The organism is Kitasatospora sp. CB01950 (assembly GCF_001905465.1).
GTDB lineage: Bacteria > Actinomycetota > Actinomycetes > Streptomycetales > Streptomycetaceae > Kitasatospora.
This window is the reverse complement of the sequence record NZ_LISX01000006.1, coordinates 278,220-291,629: the sequence shown is the minus strand read 5'-3', so window position 1 is coordinate 291,629 and position 13,410 is coordinate 278,220. Positions and strand designations below refer to the sequence as shown.

General features: G+C 75.4%; 2 protein-coding genes. Both read left to right on the top strand.

Annotation, left to right across the window (positions count from 1 at the left end):
• Positions 1-5 precede the first annotated feature (5 nt).
• The gene (locus tag AMK19_RS18045; protein ID WP_241844457.1) at positions 6-5,534 is read left to right on the top strand and encodes a type I polyketide synthase; all 5,529 of its coding nucleotides are present in this window, start codon (positions 6-8) and stop codon (positions 5,532-5,534) included.
• Complete coding sequence (locus tag AMK19_RS18040) at positions 5,531-13,345, top strand: non-ribosomal peptide synthetase (protein ID WP_073812871.1); 7,815 nt, start codon at positions 5,531-5,533, stop codon at positions 13,343-13,345. The genes AMK19_RS18045 and AMK19_RS18040 overlap by 4 nt, the downstream gene beginning before the upstream one ends.
• Positions 13,346-13,410 lie beyond the last annotated feature (65 nt).

Below are 13,410 nucleotides of genomic sequence, written 5' to 3'. Positions count from 1 at the left end.
TGGACGTGTACGAGACCGACTTCACGCACGACGAGCAGGACGAGCACGTCGCCGTCATCGGCATGGCCGGACGGTTCCCCGGCGCCCCCGACGTCGAGTCGCTGTGGCAGCAGCTCGCCGCGGGCCGGGAGACCGTCTCCGCCCTCACCGACGAGGAGCTGCTGGCCTCCGGCGTCGACCCGGAGCTGCTGCGCCGGCCCGACTACGTCAAGGCCAAGGGGGTGCTGGCCGACGCCGACCGCTTCGACGCCGGCTTCTTCGGCTTCAGCCCCCGCGAGGCGGAACTCCTCGACCCGCAGCAGCGGGTCTTCCTGGAGTGCGCCTTCGAGGCGCTGGAGGCGGCCGGCTGCGACCCGCGCACCTTCACCGGCCGGATCGGCGTCTTCGCCGGCGCGAGCCTCAACTCCTACCTGCTGCGCAACCTGCCGGGCGACCCGGAGGCGCTGGAGGAGAGCGGCATCCACCGCACCCTGCTCGCCTCCGACAAGGACTTCCTGGCCACCCGGGTCTCCTACAAGCTGGGCCTGCGCGGCCCCGGCATCACCGTGCAGACCGCCTGCTCCACCTCGCTGACGGCCGTCCACCTGGCCTGCCAGAGCCTGCTGTCCGGGGAGTGCGACATCGCGCTGGCCGGCGGCGTCTCGGTGAGCAGCCCGCTGGCCGGCGGCCACCTCTACGAGCAGGGCGGCATCCTCTCCGCCGACGGCCACTGCCGCCCGTTCGACGCCGCGGCCGGCGGCACGGTGCCGGGCAACGGCGCCGGCGTGGTGGTGCTGCGCCGGCTGGCCGACGCCCGCGACGCCCGGGACGCCGTCCAGGCCGTGGTGCTGGGCAGCGCGATCAACAACGACGGTGCGCTGAAGGCCGGTTACACCGCGCCCAGCGTCGACGGGCAGGCCGAGGTGATCGCCGAGGCACTGGCCGTCGCCGGGGTCGCCCCGCGCACCATCGGCTACGTCGAGGCGCACGGCACCGGCACCGCGCTCGGCGACCCGATCGAGGTCGCCGCGCTGCGCCAGGCGTACCGGCTGCACCCCGAGGCCACCGAGGAGACCGGCTACTGCGCGCTCGGCGCGGTGAAGGGCAACGTCGGCCACCTGGACGCCGCCGCCGGCGTCACCGCGTTCATCAAGACGGTGCTGGCGCTGCGCCACCGGGCGATCCCGCCGACCGTCAACTTCGACGCGCCCAACCCGGGCCTGGAACTGGAGACCGGCCCGTTCTACGTCCCCACCGAGCTGCGGGAGTGGCCGGCCGCCGAGCACCCGCGCCGGGCCGGGGTGAGCGCCTTCGGCATCGGCGGCACCAACGTGCACGTGGTGCTCCAGGAAGCCGCCGAGCCGCCCGCCGCCCCGGCGACCACCGGGCGCGCCGAACTGCTGACGCTCTCCGGCCGCACCCCCGCCGCGCTGGCGGCCAACGCCGAGCGGCTCGCCGAACGGCTGGACGCCGAGCCCGAGTTGCCGCTCGGCGACGCCGCCCACACGCTGGCCCGCCGGCGCGGCTTCGAGCACCGGGCCGCCGTGGTCGCCCCGGCCGGCCCTGAGGGCCGTTCGGCCGCCGTCGCCGCGCTGCGCCGCCTCACCGGCCGCGCCGCCGCCGAGGACGCCCCGGTCGCGTTCCTCTTCCCCGGCCAGGGCGCCCAGTACGTCGCGATGGCCCACGGCCTGTACCGCGAGGAGCCCGAGTTCGCGGCCGAACTCGACGCCTGCGCCGAGCTGTTCACCGCCGAGCTGGGCGCCGACCCGCGCACCCTGCTGTTCCCCGGCCCCGACGCCGACCCGCAGCAGGCCGCCGCCGCGCTGGCCCGCACCGAGACCACCCAGCCGGTGCTGTTCCTCGTCGAGTACGCGCTCGCCAGGTTCTGGATGTCCCGCGGCCTGCACCCGCGGGCGATGGCCGGCCACAGCATCGGCGAGTACGTCGCGGCCTGCCTGGCCGGCGTGTTCTCGCTGCCCGACGCGGTCAGGCTGGTCGCCGCCCGCGGCCGGCTGGTGCAGTCGATGCCGGCCGGCGAGATGCTCGCCGTCTTCCTGCCCGAGGCCGAACTCGCGCCGCTGCTGGCCGAGTCGCCCGAACTGGACCTCGCCGCCGTCAACTCCGGCGCGCTCTGCGTGGCGGCCGGCCCGGCCGAGGCCGTGGAGCGGCTGCGCGAGCGCCTGGTCGCCGACGGCACCGCCTGCCGCCGGCTGTACACCTCGCACGCCTTCCACTCGGCGAGCATGGACGCCGCCGTCGGGCCGTTCACCGACGTGGTGCGCACCGTCGAACTGCGGGCCCCGCGGATCCCGTTCTGCTCCGGCCTCACCGGACAGTGGATCACCGACGAGCAGGCCACCAGCCCCGCCTACTGGGGCGAGCACCTGCGCGGCACCGTCCGGTTCCGCGACGCGCTGGGACTGCTGCTCGACGACCCCGAGCTGCTCCTGCTGGAGGTCGGCCCGGGCCGCTCGCTCACCGGCTTCGCCCAGCAGCACGACTCCTGGAGCCCGGAGCGGATCGCGGTGGACTCGCTGCCGCACCCCAAGGACAGCACCGACGACCGCACCCACCTGCTGGCCGGCCTGGGCACGCTGTGGAGCGCGGGCGCCCCGGTGGACCGCTCGGCGGTCTGCGGCGGCGGCACGCCGACCGCGCTGCCCGGCTACGCCTTCCAGCGTCGGCGGTACTGGATCGAGGCGGGTCCGCGCACCGCGCCCGCGCCGCGCGGCCGGGCCCTGCCGATCGACGACTGGTTCACCACCCCCGGCTGGCGCCGCCTGCCCGCCGGCGCCCGCCCCGAGGACGCCGCCGACGCGGTCTGGGCGGTGCTCGGCAGCGAGCAGCCGCTCGGCGCCGAGCTGGCACGGCAGTTGGAGGCCCGCGGCGCCACGGTGCGGCGGATCGGCCGCACCGACGGCCTGGACCGGGACGCCTGCGCCACCCTGATCCGCTCGCTGGACACCACCGGCGAGGCCGCCTCGATCCGGCTGGTCCACCTGGGCGCGCTCACCGACCCCGCCGCCGACGGCGCACTCGACGCCGACCGGCTGGCCGCCGCGCAGCGCACCGGCTTCGACACCCTGGTCACCCTGGCCCAGGGCATCCTGGACGCGGCCCCGGCCCGCCCGGTGCTGCTCGACGTGCTCGCCGACGGCGTCTTCGAGGTCACCGGCGACGAGCCGCTGCACCCCGGGAGCGCCCTGCTGCTGGGCCCCTGCACCGTCGTCCCGCAGGAGGTCACCGGGGTCGAGTGCCGGCTGCTGGACGTCGGCGCGGGCGACCCCGCCGCCGTCACGGCAGGCCTGCTGGACGCCGCCGCCCGCCACGAACCGCAGCTGGCGCTGCGCGGCCGGCACTGGTGGAGCCGCACCTTCGACGCCGTCGAGCTGCCCGCCGCCGACACCGGCCCCGGCGGACTGCGCGACGGCGGCGGCTACCTGATCACCGGCGGGTTCGGCGGCGTCGGCCTGGCCGTCGCCGAGCAGATCGCCCGCACCGTGCACCGGCCGGTGCTCGGCCTGCTCGGCCGCTCGCCGCTGGCCGCCGACGACCCGGCGCTGCACCGGCTGACCGAGCTGGGCGCCGAGGTGCTGCCGCTGCGCGCGGACGTCACCGACGCCGCGCAGACCGCCGAGGCGGTCGCCCTGCTGCGGGCCCGCGCCGGGGCGGTGCACGGCGTGGTGCACGCGGCCGGCCTGCCCTCCCGCGGCCTGCTGATGGGCAAGACCCCCGAGGACGCCGCCGCCGTGCTGGCCGCCAAGACCCTCGGCACCCTGGTGCTCGACCGGGCCTGCGCGGCCGACGAGTTGGACTTCCTGCTGCTCTGCTCCTCGCTGACCGGCCTGCTCGGCGGCCCCGGCCAGAGCGACTACGCGGCCGCCAACGCCTTCCTGGACGCCTATGCGCAGTGGCGGCGCCGCTCCGGCGCCCCGGTGACGGCGGTGGCCTGGGACACCTGGCGCGGCGTCGGCATGGCCGCCGGACTCGACCGCCCCGCCGCCCCCGGCGTCCCGACCGCGCACCCGCTGCTGCGCCGGCTGCCCGGCGGCGACGAGAAGAACGGCGGCTACACGGGCTCGATCAGCACCGCCGACAGCTGGATCATCGCCGACCACCGGATCATGGGCCACGGCCTGGTGCCGGGCACCGCCTACCTGGAACTGGTCCGGGCGGCCGTCGCCGACCGGACCGGCGCGGCCGCCGTGGAACTGCGCGACGTGCTCTTCGCCCAGCCGGTGATCGTGCCGGACGGCCAGTCCCGCTCGCTGTGGACGACGCTCGCCGCGGACGGCGAGGAGCTGCGGTTCACCGTCCGCAGCCACCACCCCGCCACCGGGCCGATCCACGCCATGGGCACCGCCGTCGCCCTCGACGAGGCGCCGCCGGTGCGCGACCCGGCCGCGCTGCGCGCCGAGTTCGCCGAGGTGCCGCCGGTCGACGACGAGGACGAGCTGAAGCAGCTCTTCAAGCTCGACCTGCTGGTGCAGGGCAACGGCATCGAGTTCACCCTCGGCCCGCGCTGGCACTGCCTCCGCAGCGCCCGGGTCGCCCCCGGACGGCTGCTGGTCTCCCTCCGGCTGCCCGAGGAGCACGCCGGCGACCTGGACGCCTACCTGCTGCACCCGGCGCTGCTGGACGTGGCCGGCGTCTCGGCCCGGATCCAGATGCCGGACCGGGGCTACTACCTGCCGTTCACCTACCGCTCGCTGAAGGTGCTGGCCCCGCTCACCGCCGAGATCACCTGCGACGTCGTGCTCAAGGGCTCGCCCGACGGCGGCGAGAGCCTGACCTGCGACATCGACATGCTGGCCGAGGACGGCCGGGTGCTGGTCCGGATCACCGACTTCACCCTGAAGCGGATCAACGACCTGGACGGCATGCGCGACCAGGTCGCCGAGGCCGTGGCCGCCGGCACCGCCCCCGCCCCGGCCGCGCCGCAACTCCCCGAGGCACTGCGGCTGCTGGCCGAGGGCATCACCGAGCAGGACGGGCAGCAGGCGCTCGCCCGGGTGCTGGCCAACCCCGGGGCCCCCGCCCAACTGGTGCTCTCCCACCACGAGTTGGCGCACATGCGGGCGGTGGCCCGGAGCATCACCCCGGCCCTGCTGGCCGGCGGGGACGACCGGGCTGCCCCGGCGGCCGGCCGCCACCCGCGCCCCGAGCTGCCGACCCCCTACCAGGAGCCGGCGACCGACGAGGAACGCGCCGTCGCGGAGATCTGGCAGGAGGTGCTGGGCGTCGAACAGGTCGGCACCGCCGACGACTTCTTCGCCCTCGGCGGGCACTCGCTGGCCGCCGTGCAGATCGGCACCAAGATCCGCAGCCGGCTGGGCGTCCCGCTCGACCTGCGCGGCTTCTTCGAGGACCCCACCGTGGCGCACACCGTCGCCCTGCTGGCCGCCGGCGGATCCGAGGAGGACCCGGCGGACGCCATCACAGCCCGCTCCGACGACGGGTCGGCCGACCTGGACGACCTGTCCGACGAACAAGTGGAAGCGATGCTCGCCGAGATGCTCGCCGCCGAGACCGATGACCTGGAGGACCTGGCATGACCGACAACGTCGACCTGAGCCGGCTCACGGCCGAGCAGAAGCGCGCGCTGCTCGCCCGGAAGCTGCGCCGCAAGGCCGGCCCCAAGCGGGTGCCGGCGTCCTTCGCCCAGAAGCGCCTCTGGTTCATGGAGCAGCTCGCCCCGGGCAGCGCGGCGTACAACATCCCGGGTGCGCTGCGCGTCCACGGCGCCCTCGACACCGAGGCCTGGCACCGCAGTTGCGTGGCGCTGGTGCAGCGGCACGAGGCGCTGCGCACCGTCTTCGAGGAGGTGGACGGCGAGCCGGTGCAGGTGATCGCCGAGTCCGGCGCGCCGGAGTTCACCGTCGTCGCCTGCGAGCACCTGCACGGGCCGGACGGCGAGGAGGGCATCAAGGAGCTGGCCCGCGCCGAGTTCGCCCGCCCGTTCGACCTGCGGCACGGCCCGCTGCTGCGGATCACCCTGCTGCGCCTCGCCGCCGAGGAGCACGTGCTGCTCCTCACCATGCACCACATCGCCGGCGACCTCTGGTCCACCTCGGTCGCGTTCCGCGAACTGGTGGCGTTCTACCGCGAGTTCAGCACCGGCGAGGACGCCGGACTGCCGCCGCTGAAGATCCAGTACCCGGACTACGCGCTCTGGCAGCGCGACCGGCTGGCCGGCGACGCCCTCGGCCCGCAGCTGGAGTACTGGCGCACCACCCTGCACGGCGCGCCGCCGATGCTCGAACTGCCCACCGACCGCCCGCGCCCGGCGGTGCTGGGCAGCCGCGGCGGCTCCCGCCCGTTCCGGCTGCCGGCCGAAACCGCCGACGCCATGCGGGAGTTCAGCCGCGGCGAGGGCGCCACCCCGTTCATGACCATGCTCGCGGCCTTCCTGGTGCTGCTGCACCGGTACAGCCGGGAGGACGACATCGTCGTCGGCGTGCCGGTCGCCAACCGCGGCCGGCGCGAAGTCGAGCCGCTGATCGGCCTGTTCGTCAACATGCTGGCGCTGCGCACCGACCTCTCCGGGGCGCCGACCTTCCGCGAACTGGTCGCCCGAGTCCGGGAGACGGCGCTCGGCGCCTTCGCCCACCAGGAACTGCCGTTCGAGCGGCTGGTGGAGGAGCTCCAGCCGGAGCGCGACCTGTCCCGCTCGCCGGTCTTCCAGGTCTCCTTCATCTACCAGAACATCGAGCTGCCCCGGTTCGACGGCGTCGGCCTGCGGATGGAGACGATGGAGGTGGAGAGCGCCACCTCCCGGTTCGACCTGGTGCTGGAGGTCTTCGAGCGGCCCGACGGGCTGGGCGGCAGCCTGGAGTACAACCGCGACCTGTTCGAGCCGCAGACCGTGGACGGCTTCGCCCGCCACCTGGAGCGGCTGGTCGGGACGCTGCTGGCGGACCCGGACCGTCCGGTCGGCCGGCTGCCGATGCTGTCCGACGACGAGAGCCGGCAGCTGCGCGAGCGCTGGAACGACACCGCGCGCGACTGGCCGCTGCCGCTCGCCGCGCACCGGCGGTTCGAGGAGCTGGCCGCCCGCACCCCGGACCGCGAGGCGCTCCGCCCGGAGGCCGCCGGCGCCCCGCTGAGCTACCGCGAACTGAACGAGCGGGCCAACCGGCTGGCGCACCGCCTGATCGGCCTCGGGGTGGGCCGCGACGTGCTGGTCGGGATCTGCCTGGAGCGCTCGCCGGAGCTGCCGGTGGCGATGCTGGCGGTGCTCAAGGCGGGCGGCGCCTACGTGCCGCTGGACCCGGGCTTCCCCGCCGACCGGATCGCCTGGACCCTGGAGGACTCCGGCCTGCGGGTGCTGCTCACCCAGCGGAGCGTCCACGACGAGCTGTTCGGCGACCGCGGGCCGCAGACCGGCGCCGAGGTGCTCTGCCTGGACGAGCTCACCGCCGAGCTCACCGCCGGGGCCGCGCACGACCCCGGCGTCGGGACCGGCCCGGACGACCTGGCCTACGTCATCTACACCTCCGGCTCCACCGGCCGCCCCAAGGGCGTGCAGATCCCGCACCGGGCGCTCGGCAACTTCCTGCACTCGATGGGCGAGCGCCCGGGCCTGGCCGCCGACGACGTGCTGCTCGCGGTGACCACCGCCGCCTTCGACATCGCCATGCTGGAGCTGCTGCTGCCGCTGGTCACCGGCGCCCGGGTGGTGCTGGCCCGCCGCGAGACCGCGGCCGACGGCGGCCGGCTGGCCGTCGAACTGGCCGACTGCGGCGCCACCGTGATGCAGGCGACCCCGGCGACCTGGCGGATGCTGCTGGACGCCGGATGGACCGCCGGGCACGGCCTGACCGCCCTGGTCGGCGGCGAGGCGCTGCCCGCCGAGCTGGCCGCCCGGCTGCTGGCCACCGACGCCACCGTGTGGAACATGTACGGCCCCACCGAGACCACCATCTGGTCCTCGGTCTCCCGCGTCGACGGCGGCCCGATCTCGATCGGCGAGCCGATCGCCAACACCACGCTCCAGGTGCTGGACGCGGCCGGCGGCCCGGTTCCGGTGGGCGTGCCCGGCGAGCTGTGCATCGGCGGCGACGGCCTGGCCCGCGGCTACCTGGGCCGCCCGGAGCTGACCGCCGAGAAGTTCGCCGACAGCGCCGAGGGCGAGCGCCTGTACCGCACCGGCGACCTGGTGCGCCGCCGCCCCGACGGCCGGATCGACTTCCTCGGCCGGCTCGACCACCAGGTCAAGCTGCGCGGCTACCGGATCGAGCTCGGCGAGATCGAGTCGGTGCTGGCCGAGCAGCCGGTCGTCGCCCAGGCCGTGGCGCTGGTCCGCGAGGACACCCCCGGCGACCAGCGCCTGGTCGCCTACCTGGTGCTGGAGGACGCGGACCCGGCCCCGGACGGGCCGACCCTGGCCCGCGAGCTGCGCGCGGCGCTGGCCGGCACCCTGCCGGACTACATGCTGCCGTCCGCCTTCCTCGTCCTGGACGCCCTGCCGCTGACCCCGAACGGCAAGATCGACCGCCGGGCGCTGCCCGCCCCCGAGGGCGGCCGCGGCGAGCTGCGGGCCCCGTACGCCGCCCCGCGCGACCCGGACGAGGCGCTGCTGTGCCGGCTCTTCGCCCGGGTGCTGGACCGCGACGAGGAGGCCGCCGAGGTCGGCATCGACGACAGCTTCTTCGAGCTCGGCGGCCACTCGCTGCTGGCCACCCGACTGATGTCGCAGATCCGCTCCGCCTTCGAGGTCGAACTGCCGGTCCGCACGCTCTTCCAGGCGCCCACCCCGGCCAAGCTGGCCGAGCAGCTGCGCGCCGCCGCGGGCCCGGTCCGCCCGGCGCTGCTGCCCGCCGACCGCCCCGAGGTGCTGCCGCTCTCCTTCGCCCAGCAGCGGCTCTGGTTCCTGCACCGCCTGGAGGGCCCGTCGCCCACCTACAACATCCCGGTGGTGCTGCGCCTGCGCGGCGAACTGCACCCGCAGGCGCTGCACGCGGCGCTGGGCGACCTGGTGGCCCGGCACGAGGCGCTGCGCACCGTCTTCCCCGACACCGACGGCGTGCCCCGCCAGCTGGTGCTGCCCGCTGCCGCGGCGGCGCCCGAGCTGCACCTCACCGAGTTGACCGAGGAGGAGCTGCCCGGGGCGATGGCCCGTGCCGCCCGGCACGCCTTCGAGCTCACCACCGAACGGCCGCTCCGCGCGGAGCTGCTGGTCCTCGGCGAACGCGACCGGGTGCTGGTGCTGACGATCCATCACATCGCCGCCGACGGCTGGTCGCTGGCCCTGCTCGGCCGCGACCTCACGACCGCCTACGCGGCCCGCTGCGACGGCGCGGCCCCGCAGTGGAGCCCGCTGCCCGTCCAGTACGCCGACTTCGCGCTGTGGCAGCGTCGGCTGCTGGGCGACGCCGAGGACCCGGGGAGCCTGCTGGCCCAGCAGTGCGCCTACTGGAGCCGGGCACTGGACGGACTGCCGGAGCGGATCGCGCTGCCCACCGACCGCCCCCATCCGACCCGCTCGTCCCGCCGCGGCAGCACGCTGGAGTTCTCCTGGGACGCCGGCCTGCACGCCGAAGTCGCCCGGGTGGCACGGGAGAACGGGTCCAGCGCCTTCATGGTGGTGCACGCGGCGCTGGCCACGCTGCTGCACCGGATGGGCGCCGGCACCGACATCCCGCTCGGCATCGCGGTGGCCAGCCGCCTCGACGAGGCGGCCGCCGAGCTGATCGGCTTCTTCGTCAACACCCTGGTGCTCCGCACCGATCTGGGCGGCCGCCCGAGCTTCCGCGAGCTGCTGGCCCAGGTGCGCGAGCGCAGCCTGGACGCCCTGGCCCACCAGGACATCCCGTTCGAGTACCTGGTGGACCTGCTCAAGCCGTCCCGCTCGCTGGCCCACCACCCGCTCCACCAGACCGCGCTGGCCTGGCAGAACACCCCCGACGCGGAGGCCACGATGCCGGGCGTGGCGGTACAGCGCCTCACCGTGGACACCGACTCCACCCGGGTGGACCTGCACTTCGCGCTCACCGAGCGCCGCCCGGCCGCCGACGGCTCCCCGGCCGGCGTGGACGGCGTGGTGGAGTTCAACACCGACATCTTCGACCGGGGCACGGTCGAGGCACTCGCCGAGCGGCTGGGCCTGGTGCTGCGGGCCGTCCTCGCCGACCCGGACGCCCCGGTGGACGACCTGGAGGTGCTCACCGACGCGGAGCGCCGCGCCCTGCCCGGCTGGAACGACACCGCCCGCCCGGTGCCGCAGGGCACCCTGGCGGAACTGTTCGAGGCCCAGGCGGCCCGTACCCCCGACGCCGTCGCCGTCGTCTCCGCCGACCCGGAGCAGCCCGGCGAGCTGACCTACCGGGAGCTGGACACCGAGGCCGACCGACTGGCCCGGCTGCTGCTCGCCCGCGGCGCCGGCCCCGGCCGGATCGTCGCGGTGTCGCTGCGCCGCTCCACCCGGCTGGTGACCGCGCTGCTGGCGGTCGCCAAGACCGGCGCGGCCTACCTTCCCGTCGACCCGGGCTACCCGGCCGAGCGGATCGACTACATGCTGCGGGACGCCGCCCCGGCGCTGCTGGTCACCCTCGGCGCGGACGCCGACGACCTGCCCGACGGCCCGGTTCCGCGCCTGCTGCTGGACGCGCCCGCGACCGTGGCGCAGCCGGCCGCGGCGGACCCGGGCGCCCCGGACGCCGAGCGGCCGACCGCGCAGCACCCGGCGTACGTGATCTACACCTCCGGTTCCACCGGGCGCCCCAAGGGCGTGCTGGTGCCGCACACCGGCATCGGCAGCCTGGTCGCCGGGCAGGCCGAGCGGTTCGCGGTCGGCCCGGACAGCCGGATGCTGCAGTTCGCCTCGCCGAGCTTCGACGCCTCGGTGGCGGAGATGCTGGTCACGCTGCTCTCCGGGGCCGCGCTGGTGGTCGCGCCCGCCGACCGGCTGCTGCCCGGCGACCCGCTGGTGCGCACCTGCGCCGAGCACCGGGTCAGCCACGTGACGCTGCCGCCGAGCGTGCTGGCCGTGCTCGACCCGGCCTGCCTGCCGACCGTCACCACGCTGGTCACGGCCGGCGAGGCCTGCCCGCCGGAGACGGTCGCCGCCTGGTCGGCCGGCCGCCGGATGATCAACGCCTACGGCCCGACCGAGACCACCGTCTGCGCCACCATGAGCGAGCCGCTCACCGGCGGCCCGGCCAAGCCCCCGATCGGCCGTCCGATCGTCAACGCCCGCGTCCACGTGCTGGACGAACGCCGCCGGCCGGTGCCGGTCGGCGTGCCGGGCGAACTCCTGGTGGGCGGCAGCGGCGTGGCCCTCGGCTACCTGGGCCGCCCGGACCTCACCGCCGAGCGCTTCGTCGACGGCCCCGGCGGGGAGCGGCTGTACCGCACCGGCGACCTGGTGCGCCGACTGCCCGACGGGCAGCTGGACTTCCTCGGCCGGATCGACGACCAGGTGAAGCTGCGCGGCTTCCGGATCGAGCCCGGCGAGATCGCCTCGGCGCTGCTCGCCCACCCGGATGTCGCGCAGGCCGTGGTGGTGGTCCGCGAGGACCGGCCCGGCGTGCAGCAGCTGGTCGGGTACGTGGTGCCCGTCGCCGGCACCGCCCCGGACCCGGCGGCCCTGCGCGGCCACCTGGCCGGGCAGCTGCCCGCCCACCTGGTCCCGGCCGCCTGCGTGCTGCTGGCCGAGCTGCCGCTGACCCCCAACGGCAAGGTGGACCGGGCGGCCCTGCCCGCCCCCGAGGCCGGCGAGGCGGCCTGGGCCGAGCGGATCGCCCCCCGCACCGCCCTGGAGCGCGCGGTCGCCGCCGCCTGGTCGGCGCTGCTCGGCGTGCCCGAGGTGGGCGTGCACGACGACTTCTTCGACCTCGGCGGGCACTCCCTGCTGGCCACCCAGCTGGCCGCCCGGCTCGGCGCCGAGCACGGCGTGCAGGTGCCGATCCGGGTCCTGTTCGACCGGCCCACGCCGGCCGGCCAGGCGGCCTGGCTCGGCGACCACCGGGACGACGCGGAGCGCGAGCGGATCCCGCTCGCCGACCGCACGGCGGGCATCCCGCTCTCCTTCTCCCAGGAAGACCTGGTCAGCCACCACCCCGTCCCGATCGAGCACCACTTCCACAACGTGCTCACCGCCCTGGTGCTGCGCGGCGCCCTGGACCGGGCGGCGCTGCGCGACAGCCTCGACGCCATCACCCGGCGCCACGAGGCGCTGCGCACCCGGATCGGCGCCGTCGACGGCGTGCCGCACCAACTGGTGGACGAGGCCGGCGGCTGGCCGCTGGACGTCGTCGACCTGACCCACCTGGACGAGGAGACCCGCGAGAAGGAGCTGCGGCGGCTGCTCACCGAGCAGGAGCTCGGCTCGTTCCGGGTGGCCGACGAGCCGCTGGTGCGCGGCGCGCTGATCGCACTGCGCCCCGACGAGCACGTGCTGGCCCTGGTGATGCACCACCTGGTCACCGACAACTGGTCGTACGGCGTGCTCTTCCAGGAGCTGCGCGTGCAGTACGCGGCCCGACTGGACGGCGCCGAGCCGTCCGGGCTGCCCGAACTGCCCGTCCAGTACCCGGACTTCGCGGACTGGCAGCAGCGCCGCCGGGCGGCCGGGGCGCTGTGCGGGCGGGCCGCGCACTGGAAGCGGCGGCTGGCCGCGCTGCCCCCGTCGCCGGTCTTCCGGGCCCCGGAGCACCAGCGTCTGGAGGCGGCCACCGGTGCGACCCGCGGGTTCGCCGTGCCGGCCGCGGAGGGCACGGCGCTGGCCGAACTGGCCCGCGAGGAGGGGGCGACCCTCTTCATGGTGGTGATGGCGGCCTTCCAGCTGCTGCTGTCCGGCTACGCCGGCCGGGAGGACATCACCGTCTCCTTCCCGGTGGCCGGCCGGGAGCAGCCGGAGACCGAGAACATGATCGGATTCTTCGTCAGTCACCTGCTGGTTCGAACAGATCTGGCCACATCGCTGACTTTCCGCCAACTTGTCGGCCGGGTGCGGGAGGAGACCCTCGACGCCTACGCCAACCAAGGGGTGCCGCTGTGGCACCAGGAGGGCATCCGGGAGCGTGGTCGAGACCCCTTCTCGATCTCCTTCAATCTGCTCAACGCCACTGTGCCGGCACTGGAGTTGAGCGGCCTGACCGCCGCTCCGCTGGACCTCCGGATCGGTGACGACTATGTCTTCCCGGAGGTCATCGTCGACATGGAGGCGTCGGCCGTGGACCTGGCGCTGATCCTCCGCAGCTTCGACGACGGGTCGCTGCGCGGCATGTGGCTGTACGGCCTGGACGTGGTCGAGCCGCGGACGATGGCGGCGATGATGCGCCAATGGCATGTTCTGCTCAGTGAATTGACGGTCGATCCGGACCGGCGGTTGGCCGAGCTGGTAGCGGTAATTCGACAGGACTGATCCACGATCAATGATTCGTTTACTATTCTTTTACCATTCGTCCCGGCGGGTCCGCCCGCCGGGAC